General features: G+C 60.2%; 14 protein-coding genes. 9 read left to right on the top strand and 5 right to left on the bottom strand.

The annotated features are described in order from the left end of the window. Nucleotides 1-83 precede the first annotated feature (83 nt). From ACO6TG_RS22710 to ACO6TG_RS22695, 4 genes are all read left to right on the top strand, one after another. Nucleotides 84-2,294, top strand: a complete 2,211-nt coding sequence (locus tag ACO6TG_RS22710; protein WP_422375272.1) for a 3-hydroxyacyl-CoA dehydrogenase NAD-binding domain-containing protein — start codon at nt 84-86, stop codon at nt 2,292-2,294. Nucleotides 2,295-2,451: 157 nt separating this feature from the next. Beyond that, nucleotides 2,452-3,525, top strand: a complete 1,074-nt coding sequence (locus ACO6TG_RS22705) for an AraC family transcriptional regulator ligand-binding domain-containing protein (RefSeq protein WP_422375271.1) — start codon at nt 2,452-2,454, stop codon at nt 3,523-3,525. A 534-nt stretch (nt 3,526-4,059) separates the two neighbouring features. Next, nucleotides 4,060-4,338: a DUF6460 domain-containing protein gene (locus tag ACO6TG_RS22700; protein WP_422375270.1), complete on the top strand. Its 279-nt coding sequence runs from the start codon at nt 4,060-4,062 to the stop codon at nt 4,336-4,338. Nucleotides 4,339-4,452: 114 nt separating this feature from the next. Continuing rightward, on the top strand, nt 4,453-5,403 hold the full coding sequence (locus tag ACO6TG_RS22695) for a hypothetical protein (RefSeq protein ID WP_422375269.1): 951 nt from the start codon (nt 4,453-4,455) through the stop codon (nt 5,401-5,403). Nucleotides 5,404-5,409: 6 nt separating this feature from the next. Here the strand turns inward: ACO6TG_RS22695 and ACO6TG_RS22690 are convergent, their stop codons facing one another. After that, nucleotides 5,410-6,336, bottom strand: a complete 927-nt coding sequence (locus tag ACO6TG_RS22690; protein ID WP_422375268.1) for a histone deacetylase — start codon at nt 6,334-6,336, stop codon at nt 5,410-5,412. 155 nt (nt 6,337-6,491) lie between these two features. Between ACO6TG_RS22690 and ACO6TG_RS22685 the strand changes: the two genes are divergently transcribed. Continuing rightward, the gene (locus ACO6TG_RS22685; protein WP_422375267.1) at nt 6,492-7,844 is read left to right on the top strand and encodes an MATE family efflux transporter; all 1,353 of its coding nucleotides are present in this window, start codon (nt 6,492-6,494) and stop codon (nt 7,842-7,844) included. A 134-nt stretch (nt 7,845-7,978) separates the two neighbouring features. Here the strand turns inward: ACO6TG_RS22685 and ACO6TG_RS22680 are convergent, their stop codons facing one another. The 3 genes from ACO6TG_RS22680 to ACO6TG_RS22670 form a co-directional block, all read right to left on the bottom strand. Continuing rightward, on the bottom strand, nt 7,979-8,491 hold the full coding sequence (locus tag ACO6TG_RS22680) for a DinB family protein (RefSeq protein ID WP_422375266.1): 513 nt from the start codon (nt 8,489-8,491) through the stop codon (nt 7,979-7,981). Between the two features lie 81 nt (nt 8,492-8,572). Then, on the bottom strand, nt 8,573-9,667 hold the full coding sequence (locus tag ACO6TG_RS22675; RefSeq protein ID WP_422375265.1) for a quinone-dependent dihydroorotate dehydrogenase: 1,095 nt from the start codon (nt 9,665-9,667) through the stop codon (nt 8,573-8,575). Further along, nucleotides 9,664-10,008: a DUF952 domain-containing protein gene (locus ACO6TG_RS22670; protein WP_422375264.1), complete on the bottom strand. Its 345-nt coding sequence runs from the start codon at nt 10,006-10,008 to the stop codon at nt 9,664-9,666. The genes ACO6TG_RS22675 and ACO6TG_RS22670 overlap by 4 nt, the downstream gene beginning before the upstream one ends. 177 nt (nt 10,009-10,185) lie before the next feature. On the opposite strand from ACO6TG_RS22670, the gene ACO6TG_RS22665 reads away from it, so the two are divergent. The 4 genes from ACO6TG_RS22665 (at nt 10,186) to ACO6TG_RS22650 (ending at nt 14,709) form a co-directional block, all read left to right on the top strand. Further along, entirely contained in the window at nt 10,186-10,821 is a 636-nt protein-coding gene (locus ACO6TG_RS22665) for a helix-turn-helix transcriptional regulator (protein ID WP_422375263.1), read from the top strand. A gap of 17 nt (nt 10,822-10,838) precedes the next feature. Further along, nucleotides 10,839-11,732 (top strand): thermonuclease family protein, encoded by an 894-nt coding sequence (locus ACO6TG_RS22660; RefSeq protein ID WP_422375262.1) that lies wholly within the window; start codon nt 10,839-10,841, stop codon nt 11,730-11,732. A gap of 89 nt (nt 11,733-11,821) precedes the next feature. Further along, nucleotides 11,822-12,625 carry a pyrroline-5-carboxylate reductase family protein gene (locus tag ACO6TG_RS22655; protein WP_422375261.1) on the top strand — a complete coding sequence of 268 codons (804 nt, stop codon included), beginning with the start codon at nt 11,822-11,824 and terminating at the stop codon, nt 12,623-12,625. 191 nt (nt 12,626-12,816) lie between these two features. Then, a complete protein-coding gene (locus tag ACO6TG_RS22650) occupies nt 12,817-14,709 on the top strand; it encodes a vWA domain-containing protein (RefSeq protein WP_422375260.1) in 1,893 nt (630 codons plus the stop codon). Nucleotides 14,710-14,761: 52 nt separating this feature from the next. Here the strand turns inward: ACO6TG_RS22650 and ACO6TG_RS22645 are convergent, their stop codons facing one another. After that, nucleotides 14,762-16,420 (bottom strand): lysine--tRNA ligase, encoded by a 1,659-nt coding sequence (locus tag ACO6TG_RS22645; protein WP_422375259.1) that lies wholly within the window; start codon nt 16,418-16,420, stop codon nt 14,762-14,764. Nucleotides 16,421-16,441 lie beyond the last annotated feature (21 nt).

The raw sequence follows: 16,441 nt of genomic DNA, 5'->3' as shown, positions 1-16,441 counted from the left end.
CGTCGTGAACGGTATCCCGGAAGCAGCGCGGAAGCGCTCCTTTCTCCGGCCGGTCGACGCGTGATCCGAGGAGGAAATTTGAGATGAGCTACAAGAACTTTACCATTGAAACCGACGAGGACGGTCTCGCCCTGATCACCTGGGACATGCCGGAAAAGTCGATGAATGTCATCGATCTTTCCGTGATGGATGAACTCGACGCGCTGGTCGACCAGGTCGCCGGCGACGAGGCCATCAAGGGTGCCGTGATTGCCTCCGGCAAAGCCGCCTTCTCCGGCGGCGCGGACCTGACCATGCTGGAAGGCCTGCTGAAGGACTTCCACATCAAGCGCGGCAACGATCCGGAAGCAGCCGCCAAGGCGCTGTTTGAAGGCTCCCGCAAACTGTCGCTGGTCTATCGCAAGCTGGAAACCTGCGGCAAACCCTTCGTTGCCGCCGTTGCCGGCACCTGCATGGGCGGCGGTACCGAGCTGGCACTAGCCTGTCACGGCCGCGTCGTCGACGAAGGCCTGAAGATGGGCCTGCCGGAAGTGAAAGTCGGCCTTTTCCCGGGCGCCGGCGGCACCCAGCGCGTCATGCGCATGACCGATGGCCAGCAGGGCATGCAGTTCCTGCTGCAGGGACGCACCCTGCGTGCGCCACAGGCAAAGCAGATGAAGCTGGTCGACGAAGTCACCGGCACCAAGAAACTGGTGGCCAGTGCCAAGAAAATGCTGAAGGCAGGTCTGGATCCGGTCAAGGACTGGGACAAGAAGGGCTACAAGCTGCCCAACGGCAAGGTCTATTCCCCGGCGGGCTTCCAGTTCTGGCCGGCGGCCAATGCCATCTACCGCCGCGAGACCTTCGACAACTATCCGGGTGCGCGCTACCTCTTGCATTCGGTGGTCGAGGGCCTGCAGCTGCCGATGGATCTCGCCCTTCAGGTGGAAAGCCGCTACTTCGCCAAAGTGCTGCAGACGCCGGAAGCGGCCAGCATGATCCGCTCCCTGTTTGTCTCCATGCAGGAGCTCAACAAGCTGGCGCGCCGTCCGGTCGACCAGCGGCCGAACAAGATCAAGAAGGTCGGTATCCTTGGCGCAGGTTTCATGGGTGCAGGGATTGCCTACGTGACGGCTCAGGCCGGCATCGATGTCGTGCTGATCGACCGCAGCCAGGAAGCAGCAGACAAGGGCAAGGCCCATACAGAAGAACTGATCACCAAGGCAATCAAACGCGGCCGGGCCACGGAAGAGCAGAAGGAAAAACTGCTTTCCAGGATCAATGCGACCACCGACTATGAGGCCCTGGCGGATTGTGACCTCGTCATCGAGGCTGTGTTCGAAGACCGCGAGATCAAGAAAACCGTCACGGAGCAGGCGGAAGCCGTGATGAAATCCCGCGCGATCTTTGCCTCCAACACCTCGACCCTGCCGATCACCTCGCTGGCCCAGGCCTCCAAGCGGCCGAAAAACTTCATCGGCATTCACTTCTTCTCGCCGGTCGACAAGATGATGCTGGTGGAAGTGATCCTCGGCAAACGCACTTCCGACCGGGCACTGGCCATGGCCCTGGACTATATCAAGGCCATCAAGAAGACGCCGATCGTGGTCAATGACAGCCGCGGTTTCTACACGTCGCGTGTTGTCATGACCTATATCCGCGAAGGCCTGATGATGCTGGCGGATGGTGTGCCGGCGGCGATGATCGAGAATGCCGGCAAGATGGCCGGCATGCCGGTCGGCCCGCTGTCGCTCGGCGACGAGGTGGCACTGGATCTCGCCTGGAAGATCGTGTCGGCCACCCGCAAGGATCTCGGGGTCAAGTATGTAGAAGGCCCGCTCGACAACATCCTGGAAGAGATGGTGGTCAAGCAGGAACGCTTCGGCCGCAAGAACGGCAAGGGCTTTTATGACTACAAGGGCCGGGACAAGAGCCTGTGGCCCGGCATTCCGGACGTCGTCGGTCAGCCGAAACCTGCCGAGAGCTTCAATATCGAGGAACTCAAGCAGCGCCTCCTGGTGATGCAGGCGCTCGAAACCGCCCGCATCTTTGAGGAGAAGTGCCTGACCGATGTTCGCGAGGCTGATGTCGGCTCGATCCTGGGCTTCGGCTTTGCCCCCTATTCGGGCGGCACGCTCAGCTACATCGACATGATGGGCACACCTGCCTTTGTGGAACTTTGCAAGAAGTTCACGCGCAAATGGGGCCCGCGCTTCAAGCCCAACAAGCTGCTGCGCGAAATGGCAAAGGAAAACGCCACGTTCTACGGCAAATTCCCGCCAAAGGCAGAAGAAAAGGTCAAGGACGCGGCCTGATCCATGCCGGCAATACCGCCTAAAGTTGAGGCGGTATTGCCACTTTTACCTAATACCAACGACATAATTGTTAGCAAAATGCGACAAAACTTGATCCGCGGCGCCGGGTCATGCACAGTCTGCTGAAGAACTGTGCACGGGCCGGCTGGAGATAGGCATGTCGCTTGAAGGCGAATGGGCGCGCTCGGATGTGTTCCGGGTGTTACGCGACATTTGTTCAGATGCCAATCTGGATTGGCCTGATATGGCCAGACGGTATAATTTCGACCTTGAGAGCCTGGACGATCCGCAGGGCACCGTTTCGATCACAGCCTGGCACGCCGTTTTTGAACATATCGCAGAGGTTCTTGGCGATGACGCGGTGATGTTCGACCTGTTCAACACCGTCGATATCGGCTGTTTTTCCATATTCGACTATCTGTTCGCCTGCGCCCCGACGTTGAGAGAGGCGTGTCAGGCCTGGGTCAAGTTCCTGCCGATTCGGACCAATGCCTACCGCATGATTTTTGAAGAGGATGACACAGGCGGTTATGTGGAGTGGCCGATCCTGGAGGGTCGCGGAGAATGGCGCCAGAACATGTTTGGCCGTATCGGCTGGGCAACGCAGCAGCTTGAGCACGCGCTGGACATGAAGGCCCCGCCAATCCTGATCGAACTGGCGACCTCTGCCCCCACCTCCACATCGAATTTTCAGAAGAAATATCAGGGCCGACTGAAATTCGGGGCGCCCCACAACAGGATCCTGATCCCCAGCGCGCTGCTGGCCCGTCCTTTGCGCCGCAACGATGCGCATCTCTATGACATCATCCTGAAATCCGCGATGGGCGAACTTGAACAGTTCGGGCAGATGGAAGCACCGCTGTCGCGCATTGCCAACGAGGTCGCCTCGAACCTGTCGAATGGTGCGAACTCGCTTCCACAGGTTGCCGCCAAACTCGGCATGTCGCAACGCGCCGTGCAACGCCTTCTGGAGAAGGAAGGCACCAGTTTTCGCAAGCTTAGCGAGGAGATCCGCCGGTCGGCCGCCGAAAGATATCTGCGGGGAACCGAGCTGCCCATGAAGGAAATTGCCTATCTTCTGGGATTTTCGGAACTGAGCACGTTCTCGCGCGCGGTAAAAACCTGGTTCGGCGTCCCGCCGAAAAAAGTGCGCGAACGGTCGGCTCTCAGAAACACCCGTCGCATGCCCTCGCCCAAAACGCCGCGAGGCGACTCAGAGGCTGCAGAGTAACCGCTTCAGTGGGGTCCACGAAAAACCGGGAGAATTTTGGCACGGTGATGGCTTCGGGCTATGCCACCGCCGTGCCAGTAACGTCTGTGGCGAGCAGACCTCGTCGAAACTCCCTCCGACTGATCTACCCGGCGCCGCTCGTTTCCGGATGCAGGAACGGTGAGGTGCAATCCGGAACACATTCCGCAGGCGCGACCTGAAATGTGCTTGTCTTTTGGTGTCAGACCACCTTCCGCACTGGCCTGGCGACAGTCTTTCATTTCAGGTTGAGGAAGACCCGGCGCGAACAAGAGTGGGTGCTTTGCTAACGCCCGGTTGCAACTTCCTGTTCACTTGCATACGTCAGCAAAGCCGTCTTGTCTTTGGCGGAACACGAACAGGATTTAGCGATTTACGACACCACATGTATTTAATCGATATATTTGACCAGGGTTCGGGCGGCAGGGCGCCACGCTCTTTGCAAGCCACATTGCAATTTCTTGTCAGACTTCCTAACTCTCATTGCGACCAGCACTCGATTTTCAGGAGCCCGACATGTCCGATACAGGCCTGAGCCGTTTCTTGGGAGGATCTCCCGCGCAGGTCCTGTTAAGGCTTGTCTTTCTGTCCTTTGTGGTCGGGATAATCCTGTCGGCGCTGAACCTCGACCCGCTCGACCTCATCGACATGGTCGTAACCTTTGTCGAACGGCTCTGGGACATGGGTTTCCATGCCATCGGCCGGCTGGGCAACTACCTGGTGATCGGCGCCATGGTCGTTGTGCCGATCTGGCTCCTGTCCCGCCTGCTGGCAATGGGCAAGCCCAGGGAATAAAACCGAGATTCCCGACAGGCTGGCAGAACAGCAACCTGGGATGGAAAATTAACACTCCATTAACCATGTTTCGGCGAGAGTGACGGGACCTGTCTCGGTCCTGAAAGACATCTCATGAGCATCAACGGCAATCTCGCCCAGGCCGCAAGGCATTTGGGGAATGTGCAATTTGGCACCAGTTCGGCCAAATCCTCCGCCAGATTGTCCGCGGCGGGTACCCTGGTCCAGGCCATTGCCAAGTCAGGCGCGGAAGATGCCGAGGACAAGGCCAAGTCGCTGTTTGACACGTTCAAGGAGTCTGTCGAACTCGGCAACGGTCTGGAGCGCGCCGCACAGGACAGCCAGGATGCGATGCGCAAGCAGAAAATTGAGCTCATGGCAAAACGCATCGAGCAGCTCAAGGAACTGTTGCGATTTGCAACCCCCGAGCAGGCCAAGCGCATGCTCAAGGAGCTGAAACAGCTGTCTCGGGAGTTCAAGTCCGTTTCCAAGGAGTTGGGCAGTTCAGCCGAGGGGCTGGCATCTGCAGCTTCTTCCGGCAATCTGCAATCAACCACGTCCGTTTCCTCCACTCCGTCATCGGTGACCGGCACCGGCTCAACCGCTTCAGGCACAGATCAGGAGCCTCGAAGGACAGAGCCGGTTTCCGCACCAAATCGCACTGCAGACCCATCCACAGAGGAAAGCGCTTCTGCCAACGAAGACGAGAAACAACCCGGTTGGCAGGTGGAGCTCAGCGCAGCCATATCCTCCTACACGCAATCGCAACTCGAAAGCGAAGAGACTTATTCCACCACGCGGCGCGAGCGATTGAAGCAGGACAAGGAAGATCTCGGCAAGATCGCTTCCAGTCTGGAGCAACTGGCTGATGCGCTTGAGCGGCTGGCAGACGACGACAAGGACGCTCGAAAAGACCTCAAGAACATTCGGAACAACCTTGAAGATGGTGTCGACGCACTACGGGACGTCGATCTCGCCGGCTCCCCCGTGTCGTCCATGCTGATTGCAACGCAGGTCTCGACAGCCGGCTCGATTTCATTTCAGTCGACCAACATCGTGATCTGAGTCCGATCAGACCACTGGCGCTTCCTTTTGACCGAGAACCAGTCTGGCGCTCCTGTGCAAGATCACATGCCGGTCGGCCAATTCGTCTATATCGTCTGAATAGCCGCCGCCCAGCACGCCCGCGACGGGAATACCGGCGTCGCGAAGTGTCCGGATCACATAAAGGTCGCGCTGGCGCAAACCGTCCCGCGACAGGGCCAATCGCCCGAGGCGATCCTCAATGTAAGGATCAACACCGGCGTTAAAAAACGCCAGATCCCATGTGTCGCGTGCGATCAACTGCGGCAGCACGTCAGCAAGCGTTGCAAGATAGTCCGCGTCTCCCGTGGCATCGGCGAGCCCGATATCCAGATGCGAGGGAACCTTGCGCACCGGATAGTTCTTTTGTGAATGCATGGAGAAAGTGAAGACGTCCGGATCGCCCTGGAAGATATCCGCCGTACCGTCCCCCTGATGGACATCAAGATCAATCACCAGGGCCTTGCGGATCGCTCCATCGGCCTGCAGAACCTTGATGGCCACCGCCACGTCGTTGAACACACAGAAGCCGGCGCCGTGGGCTCGTCTGGCGTGATGACTGCCGCCGGCCGTGTTGCAGGCGACGCCGTGTTCAAGCGCCAGATAACCGGTCAGTACCGAGCCGCCTGTGGCGCAGCGGGCACGCAGGGCAATGTCCTCGCGCATGGGAAAGCCGATTTCCCTTGCGACCTTATCAGCTACCTGCGAGGTGAAGACCTGATCCACATAATGAGGATCGTGGGCCAGGGCGACCCATTCGAAGGGCGCTGGCCTCGGTCGGTAGAAAGCCTTCCCCTCGAGCAGTCCTTCGCGCTGGACCAGATCGGCCACGGCGCGAAACTTGTCCATGGGAAACCGGTGATTTGCCGGAAGGTCAGCGCAATAGGCGGGATGGTGCACGATGGGGAGCGTCATTGCCCGCAATATAAGCCAGCTGGCCCTGTCTTAAAGGCCTCTTCTGTCACAATGGAGCTCCCTTCCCGGATCCGAATGACCGGTATGTTCAGGCAAGGATTGACGAAACAACCAAGGCCGGACAAGAAGGGCCTCGTCGTTGTCTTGAGTGTTCCATGTCCCGCACCGCACCTGATCCCTCCCAGCTCGCCTTTGCCGTTACCCATCGCTCGGTGCTTGCAATCGCCGTCCCGATGACGCTGGCTTACCTGTCGACCCCGCTTCTGGGTGTGGTCGACATGACGGTGATCGGCCGAATGGGGGACGCGGCCCTTCTGGGCGGCATCGCGATTGGCGGCATCATATTCGACCTCGTCTTCACCACCTTCAATTTCCTGCGTTCCGGCACGACCGGCCTGACCGCCCAGGCTTTCGGGGCCAAAAACGAGGAAGAAATCCGCGCGACGCTGCTGAGGGCCATGATCCTGGCGGCAATCGGCGGCGGCCTTGTGGTTCTGCTTCAAGTGCCTTTGCTGGAGCTGGGGCTCTGGTTTCTGGGCGGTAGCGATGATGTGCAATCCGCGACGACTCGCTACTTCGACGTGAGGATCTACAGCGCTCCGTTCCTTCTGGCCAATTACGCCATTCTAGGCTGGTTCATTGGCCTGGGACGCGCCGGCACCGGCCTGGTTCTGCAGCTGTTCCTGAACGGCCTCAACATCGTGCTAAGCCTCTGGTTCGTGATCGGCTTCGGCTGGAGCGTCGAAGGCGTCGCTTTCGCAACGGTTCTGAGCGAGATCTCGGCGACGATAGCCGGCCTTGCTCTGGTATTCGCCAGCACGCGACATGGCCGCTGGCCCGCTGCCTCGGTCATTTTCGACAGGCGCCTTTTGATGCGCATGATGGCGGTGAACCGAGACATCATGATCCGCTCGTTCACCCTGCTCTATGCGTTTGCCTTCTTCATGGCCCGCTCGGCCGACCAGGGGGACACGGTGCTTGCGGCCAACGCGCTTCTTGAGAAATTCATCATGGTGGCGGCCTTCTTCCTGGACGGGCTCGCCACGGCCGCCGAACAGCTGGCCGGCCGCGCCGTCGGCGCACGCCATCGTCCTGCTTTCGACAGGACCCTGAGACTCACCGCGCTCTGGAGTTTTTCGCTGGCCGCCATGTTGGCGGTGCTGTTCTGGGTTCTGGGCCCCTATCTGATCGATTTCATGACCACTGCGCCAGAAGTTCGCGAGACGGCATCGAACTACCTTGTCTGGGCCATCCTGACACCGCTTCTTGGTGTGCTCGCCTTCCAGATGGACGGGGTCTTCATCGGTGCGACATGGTCGGCGACCATGCGCAACATGATGTTGCTGTCCCTGGCTCTTTACCTGGCGGCCTACTACGCCCTCTTCCCATACTTGGGCAATCACGGACTCTGGCTCGCCTTCCTGCTGTTTTTCGGAATTCGTGGTGTATCGCTGCTCGCCGCCTGCCGGAGGCGCGCGGCGGAGACCTTCGGTGAACCCCGAACTTAACGGGTCCCTGGCGCCGGCTGTTTGACAATTTCGCGCGGTGTTTCGGCGCAAATAGTTGCAAAACGCTCAACTCATTCCGGCAACGCCTGTGCCGGAGAGACCAGGGCGTCGCTCGCATCGGTCGGGAGAATGCTCTAGCCCGCGAAGTACCCGGCGTCCGGGCGCCACGGAATGTCCGTGTTGCCATAGTCCAAGCCCATCGTGTGCAGGGCGCTGGTGACCTGACTGCGGTGGTGTGTCTGGTGATTGAAGATCTGCACCACCATCACCCAGCGGGCAAAGGTCGGCGGGTCGTCGAACCGAGGGCTCTTCATGACGATCTTTTCGGCCAGCCACGCCTCGGTCCACTCACGTCCACCCGCTGACAAGATGTCGTCCTGCATCACCCGAATGCGTTTCAAGTCCTCCCAGTCAGACCAGACAATCTGCCTGGGCGATGCGCGTTCCGGCATGACGCCATCAAGAAATGTCAGGATCGAGCGATTGACGAGGCAGATATGATCGAGCGTGTGATGGATCGATCCAAAGAACAGGCCTCGATCACGCAGCCGCTCCTCGTGACCGATCTCATCGCAAATCCGATAGATCGTGTCGTTCTGCCAGCGTGAATAGGCCGCCATTTCTGCAACGTAGTCCGGCGTGATCATGCTCGAGTTTCCTCATGTGCGGCAGGCGGCTCCAGGGGTCTTGCCCCTTCGTCACACGCTATACCTTGCTAAGCCCACAAACTAGGCTGTCTCGGACGCCCAGGCGTCCACGTTGGCGTCGCGCGCCTCGCGCAGGGTCGAGAAACCGTGTTGATCGAGCCTGGCCGACAGGCCGGAAAGGATCTCGTCCACCAGTCCCGTTCCCTTGAAGACCAGAGCGGAATAGAGCTGCAGCAGATCTGCGCCTGCCGTGATTTTCACCCAGGCAGTTTCCGCGCTGTCGATACCCCCTACACCGATGATCGGCAGATCCTGGCCCGCCAGCTTGCGTGCCTTCGCCAGAACAATGGTGGATCTTCGGAAGAGCGGCCGACCGGACAGGCCTCCGGCTTCGTCCGCCGGGCTGGCACCGCTCAAGCCATCACGCGTGATCGTGGTGTTGGAAACGACCAGGCCGTCGACATTCTTGAGCTGCACCTCTTCGATAATGTCCTTCAGATCTTCTTCGGCGACGTCCGGCGCGATCTTGAGCAGAACCGGAACGCGGCGGCCCAGACTGTGGGTGCACGCGTCACGCGCCGAGATCACGCCGGTCAGAAGGTCCGCAAGGGCGGAGCGCGCCTGCAGGTCACGCAGGCCGGGCGTGTTGGGGGAGGAAATATTGACCGTGAAATAGGAGGCAATATCGGCGAACCCGGTGATGCCGGCGACATAATCCGCGATGCGGTCATCCGCGTCCTTGTTGGCTCCTACATTCACACCGACAATGCCCGACAGACGTTTGCGCGCGTCGAGCCGGCGGCGCACGGCCGCATGTCCCTCGTTGTTGAACCCGTAACGGTTGATGACCCCTTCATCGGCAGGCAGGCGGAACACGCGCGGGCGCGGATTTCCCGCCTGCGGCCGTGGCGTCACAGAACCGATTTCCGTTGACCCGAACCCCAGCCTGAGCAACGCGTCCGGCACTTCGCCGTTCTTGTCGAACCCGGCGGCCATACCGAGCGGATTGGGAAAAGTCAGGTCCCAGAAGGTCTGCGACAACCGAGGATCCGGTTTTGCGTGCCGTGCCGGCACCAGGCCTGTCTTCAGCGCCAAAACCGTCATGCGGTGCGCAGTTTCGGCATCCAGCAGATGCAGTCCCTTCAGAGCAGCGGCTTCCAGAAAAGGCGCTGTCATCGGCTGAGCTCCGGAAAGACATGCGTGCCGTCTTCGGCAAGCGGCAGGTCCTTGACCCAGAGGGCCGCGGCAGGATCAAACGTTGCGTAGAGATGGGGAAACAAGGCGCCGCCGCGCGAAGGCTCCCACTTCAGCTCATCGCCAAACCCGTCGGCCTCGAAGGCCACCAGCAGCAGGTCTTGCTGTCCGGCAAAGTGTTTCGCGGCGGTTTCCTTCACCTGATCCGGATCGGAAAAATGGATGAACCCATCCGCCAGATCAACGGGGGCGCCCTGGAAGACCTTCCGGTCGAGGGCCTCCTGCCAAAGCGTTTCTGGAACAATCTTGAATATCAGTGTCATCTGCCTGCCCTGGTGCTGCCGGCCAGACTGCCGACGCGGTCGGACACTACTCAGGAGTACTGATCTGAACAAGCCACGCAAAGGTGATGAACCATTCTGTTTGGTGTTTTCGCCCGGAAAAACCATATGCACGTAGGGTGAGTTGACGTACTCGATCGCAAACAGGGAATACGAACCTTGCTTTCGCATGACAAAGTCTGGGCAGCAATCGACGCGCTCGCGGCTCAAAACGGGCTGTCGCCATCAGGCCTTGCGCGACGCGCGGGTCTGGATCCGACCGCATTCAACCGGTCCAAGCGATTTGCGGGTGATGGTCGGCCACGCTGGCCATCAACGGAATCCCTTGCCAAGGTGCTTGAAGCGACCGGTGAAGCGCTCGATACGTTCGCGGCCCGCGTTGGCTCATCCACGTTGAACACTCCGGAGCGCCCGTTCCTGGTGCCCCTTCTCAGCCTGTCGGATCTGACCGGCACCCAGAGCTTCGACGCCCATGGTCGACCGGCCGGAAGCGGATGGACAACGTTTCAGGTTCCCGCGGCCACGTCCGGTGCGTTTGCGCTGCGTGTCTCAGACGACCGGTTTCTGCCCCATTACAGACCTGGCGACACGATCATGGTGTCTCGTGAAACGCCGATGCGCCTGGGTGACCGCCTGGTTGTGAAACCCTTTCAGGAGCCCGTCCAGCTCTGTTTCCTGGAAAACGAAACGCCGGCATCGCTGAATCTCGTGACAATCGGGGACAATTCCAAATCCATGCAATTTCAACTCTCGGCAATCGAGTGGAGAGCCCGTATCATCTGGGCAAGCCAGTGACAGCGAGTTGATGCGGAATGAACCTTCGGCCACTTTTGGTGCCCGTCCTTGTGCTGACCGCCAGTGGGGGTCTGCTCGGCTGGCTGTTGCTTGCCGATCCGCCGGAAGTGGAACCGGAAACAAGGCCTGTCGCCCATGCGACAGACGTCCAGCCGCCGCCTTCTGTCTCGGCCGCAGACCCGTCCGCAACGCCCGAGAGACAAGGCACTCAGTCAAACACAACAGCTTCTGCCCCTCTCCCGGAAACCATTCGGGACGTTTCCCCGGACGGGGTATCGGCGCCAAGAGTGGACGGCAATCTGAAGCGCATTGAGCCTTCAAAGCGCTATCTCGAGCTCAAGGACCCGCCGATCGAGCCCATTCCCGACGGTCCGCTTGAACTTGTGCGCGTGCAGGTGCTGAGCGGCGGTCACATAAAGTCGGACCGCCTGACGGTAACGCTCGCCCATATTGCGCCGCTCGACCTGGAAGAAACCTGCATCTCGCGCCTGGGCGGCAAATGGCCCTGCGGGGCACGGGCGCGCACTTTCCTGCGGGGCCTGATCCGTCAGTTCAAGGTCACTTGCGAAAAGATCGAGGACACCGGTCCGCAGCAGATTCTGGCGACCTGCAACCGCGGCAGTTTCGACCTCAGCAAGCGGATGGTCCGCTATGGCTGGGCGGACCCGACGGAAGACGCGCCTGAGGAGTTTTTTGAACTCGCCAGTCAGGCAAGGGAAAAGAAGATCGGCAAGTGGCAGTCCGAATGGCTTGCCGAGCTGCCTAGAAACGACTGGGAGAACAGGCCGGCTGATCCACTGCCGGGCCTTGAAGACCTGGAACCTGAAATCGTGGAATGGAGCCTCCGAACCGGTCCGGCGCCGGGCGATGATCAAGGGGGCGACTTCGATGACCCGTCTCCGGTGCAATAAACTGTCCTTGAACGAAGGCGAATTACGGGTGAAATGGATCCGGACGTCTACGTTCCGATGAATTTGGACGCGCATTCCGGAGTTTTGTCATGACCCTTACGCAAACGGTCGGCATCATCGGTGGCACAGGTCAGCTTGGCAGCGCGATAGCAACCGCGCTGCTTGAAAGCGGGAGTGTGCCGCCGGAACAGCTCTGGATTTCGAACCGGTCCGGCGCTCCAGCCGGTTTCGAGCCCTGGCCGCAGATTACTTTCACACACAACAATCAGGCGCTGGCCGATGCGTGTGATGTGATTGTCCTGTCCGTTCCCCCTGCCCTGTCGAGCAGCGCCCGCATCGCAGCTGCAGACAAGCTGGTCCTCTCCGTCATGGCGGGCGTATCCCTGCAACAGCTGAGCAACCTGTGTGGATCGGCCCGGGTGGTGCGTGCCATGTCGAGCCCGGCGGCAAGAGAGCGGCTGGCCTATTCGCCCTGGTGTGCCAGCAGAGACCTTGCCCCAACCGACCAGGAAACCGTGGCCACCTTGTTGTCGGCCTGCGGCCTTTCGGACAGGGTCGCAGACGAAAACCAGATCGAGATATTCACGGCGCTGACCGGACCGGTTCCGGGCTTTGCAGCGTTTTTTGCCGATGCCATGGTGCAATATGCAACGGCCAACGGTGTTGAAGCCAAGACTGCCCTCCGCGCCGTCAAACAGCTGTTTCTGGCTTCAGGCCGGATCATGTCCGAAGATACGATCACCCCAGCCGATCGTGTCTCGGAGATGGTGGATTATGCCGGCACCACGGCCGCAGGGCTGATCAAGATGCAAGAACTGGATCTGCCCCGCCTCATTGCCGAGGGTCTCGATGCCAGCGCGGCGCGGGTTCGGACGATCGCTGACGAAAGCTGAGCAACGTTTTCACTTCCGGACGCAACACCCTTCCGGCACGCGCCACAATTGTGCCGGAATGAAGCCCGTTTTCCCGCGAAGTTTGCCCTCAAAACCGGCCGTTTTGTCGCCTCTTCTTATGTGATTGCTGCGGGTTTCAAGGTCTTTTTGCCTGCCCGTCCCGGTTTTTCTGCCTGCTGCAGGAGCACATCGTGACCAACAAGCGTTCCAGAACACTCATTTCCCTCGCCCTTTTCAGTCTCGTCCTGATTGCGGTCTTTGCCATTTTGTTGATCAACCGAACGGACACCTACAATCTATATAGCGAAGAGAACGTCGGCCTGTCTGAACACCGACAGGGGCCGGAGACGACGGTGAGTACAGCCTCTCGTCAACCGCCGAAGGAGGCACCGGCTCACTTGCCCACGCCCGAGCCTGTTCCTGTCCCGGACACCAAAGAGACCGAGGTCTTCCGACTGTCTGGCGGAACAAGGTTTCCACCCAACTCACAGGGCCTGGTTCCGCGGACCGGGGACAGCCTTTACGCTGAACAAGACGTTGCGGCAGGATCTGGCGATATCGCCCCACTACATGCGGCTCCCTCCTCACCCGATGTCGCACACGAAGCCAGGCGACCGGAACCCAACCGAGTAAGAACAGCCGTCGTGGCCCCACAGCGTCTTCCCGACCGGGAACGCTTTCCCGAGGCCGAAGGCAACCCGGTCAGGAAAGTCACCGATGCGCCGGTCTCGACTTTCTCGGTCGATGTCGATACCGCGTCTTACGCCTTTGTCCGCTCGGAACTGACCCACGGCCGCATGCCCCGCTCTCAAGCGGTACGGCCGGAGGAGCTGATCAACTATTTTGACTATGCCTACCCGGTGCCCGGGGACACAGAGGTACCGTTCTCCACCAGCGTCTCCGTGATTGAAACGCCTTGGAACGCGAATACCAGGCTGCTGCAGATCGGCCTGCAGGGTTATTCCGTGCCGCTTGACCAGCTGCCGCCGCAGAACCTGGTGTTCCTGATCGACACGTCCGGATCAATGTCGGCCGCCAACAAGCTGCCACTGCTGCAGCAGGCCTTCCGTTTGCTGCTGTCGAGCCTGCGGCCGGAGGACCGCGTCGCCATCGTCACCTATGCCGGCGAGGCAGGACTGCTTCTGGAACCGACCCGTGTCGATGACAGGAAAACCATCGTACGGGCCCTGAATTCCCTTCGTTCCGGAGGCAGCACCGCCGGTCATGCGGGACTGCAAGGCGCCTATGCCATTGCAGAAGAAATGAACGAAAATGGCGGCGACGCGAGGGTAATCCTGGCCACCGATGGTGACTTCAATGTCGGCCTGTCGGGTCCCGACGATCTGAAACGCTACATCTCCGACCAGCGCAAAAAAGGGATTTCCCTGTCCGTGCTCGGGTTTGGCCGCGGCAACTACAACGACACGCTGATGCAGACACTTGCCCAGAATGGCAACGGTGCCGCCGCCTATATCGACACGCTGGTGGAAGCCCGCAAGGTCCTGGTCGACCAGGTGGTGAGTTCGATCGTGACGATCGCGCAGGACGTGAAAATTCAGGTCGAGTTCAATCCGGCCACGGTCGCCGAATACAGGCTGATCGGCTACGAGACCCGCGCGCTCAAACGGGAAGACTTCAACAATGACAAGGTGGATGCCGGCGATATCGGGGCCGGCCATACGGTGACCGCGCTCTATGAGATCACGCCCGTCGGCTCGCCTGCGGTTCGTCTGGATGATCTTCGCTACGGCTCCACGACACCAGAAGCCTTGCCGGCGGCGGTGGGCGAGTTCGCGGACGAACTGGCTTTTGTGAAACTGCGCTACAAGCTGCCGGGCGAAACCAAGAGCCACCTGATCACCACGCCGGTCACCGGCGACACCGCCGGCATCCCGGAGGGCGAAGCTCTTTTCGCGGCCTCCGTGGCGGGCTTCGGCCAGCTTCTGCAAGGCACGGACTATCTGGGGGACTGGAGCGTCGGGGACGCCGAAAAGCTTGCTGCGGCAAACCTGGGAAACGACCCGCACGGGTATCGGGCGGAATATCTGTCATTGCTCCGCCTGGCAGCCTTCGCGAAACATTGACGGGTCGTCAGAGACGGCGGGAAACCGCCGCCTCTGAAACATCGGGACTGGGTCAGGCGGCCAGTTCTCCGGCAAGCGCCTTGCGGATCATCTCGCGGGTTTCGGCAATGCCGTAAAGCGCCACGAAAGAACCGAAGCGCGGGCCCTTTTCCTGACCAAGCAGCAGCTGATAGAGCGCCGAGAACCAGGCGACCGAAACGCCCGGACCGCCATCCGGGCCCTTCTTGTTCGGATCCTGGTAGCGCTCGATGGCACGGGCGACGTCCAGAACGCCGTCCTGAATGGCCGCACCATCTGCATCCGCAGGCAGGGAAGCCAGCTTGGCGTCGAGCTGTTCCAGTGCCGTGCGTTCGACGTCGTCCGGCGTCTTGAACGACTTGGTCGGCTTGACGAAATCGTCGAAGTAGCGGATCGCGTAGCCGACCAGGGCATCGAGAGCCGGGTGCGTTTCGGCGGTTACGCCCGGTGCATAGCGCGAGATGAACGCCCAGAGCACGTCCTTGTTCTCCGCGTTGGAGGCGGAGACCAGGTTGAGCAGCATGGCAAACGGCACCGGCATGTCGATCTTCGGGATGTCACCCGAATGGATGTGCCAGGCCGGGTTCTGCAGCTTCTGCTCCACCGGCATCTGCTCGTATTTCTGGACAAAGGTGTAGTATTCGTCCACCGCCTTCGGGATGACGTCGAAATAGAGCTTCTTCGCCGTTTTCGGCTTCTGGTAATTGTAGAGCGCCAGACTTTCCGGCGAGGCATAGGTCAGCCACTCGTCGATGGTCAGGCCGTTGCCCTTGGACTTGGAGATCTTCTCCCCCTTGTCGTCCAGGAACAGCTCATAGACGTAGTGTTCCGGTGCCTTGCCGCCCAGGATGTTGCAGATCTTGTCGTAGATCGGCGCGTTGGTCATGTGATCCTTGCCGAACATCTCGAAATCGACGTCAAGGGCCGCCCAGCGCATGCCGAAATCCGGCTTCCACTGCAGCTTCACATTGCCGCCGGTGACCGGCAGCGTGATGTCTTCACCCGTCTCGTCCTCGAAGGTGACGGTGCCGTCTTTCGGATTGACGTCCTTCATCGGCACATAAAGCACACGGCCGGAGCTTGGCGAGATCGGCAGGAAAGGCGAATAGGTCGCCTGACGCTCCGCGCCGAGGGTCGGCAGCATCACGTCCATGATCTTCTGGTACTTCTCGGTCGCCCTGATCAGGACATCGTCGAACTTGCCGGCCTTGTAGTATTCAGTCGCGCTGGCGAACTCGTAGTCGAAGCCGAAGGTATCGAGGAAGCGGCACAGCATGGCGTTGTTATGCGCGGCAAAGCTCTCGTAATCGCCGCCGAACGGGTTCGGCACGGCACTGAGCGGCATCTGCAGATAGGGTTCCAGCGCGGCCCGGTCCGGAACATTTTCCGGGATCTTGCGCATGCCGTCCATATCGTCGGAAAAGCTCAGGAGCCGCGTCGGGATCTTGTCTTCTGTAAGCAGGCGGAAGGCCGTGCGCACCATGGTCGTGCGCAGCACCTCGCCGAAGGTACCGATATGCGGCAGGCCTGACGGACCGTAGCCCGTCTCGAACAGAACCGGTTTGCCCGGATCCCGCTTTTCGATCCGTTTGACCAGTTTTCGCGCCTCTTCGAACGGCCAGGCTTTCGATTTCCGGGCCGCCTCGACAAACTCTTGCGAAAGGTCAAGCGGAGGCAGGGATTGGTCGGTCATTTTGGATTTCGTTCTGTTCAT

Origin of the sequence: Roseibium sp., assembly GCF_965233565.1 — a bacterium.
GTDB lineage: Bacteria > Pseudomonadota > Alphaproteobacteria > Rhizobiales > Stappiaceae > Roseibium.
The sequence above is the reverse complement of the archived record's forward strand: the minus strand, read 5'-3'. Positions and strand labels throughout refer to the sequence as shown.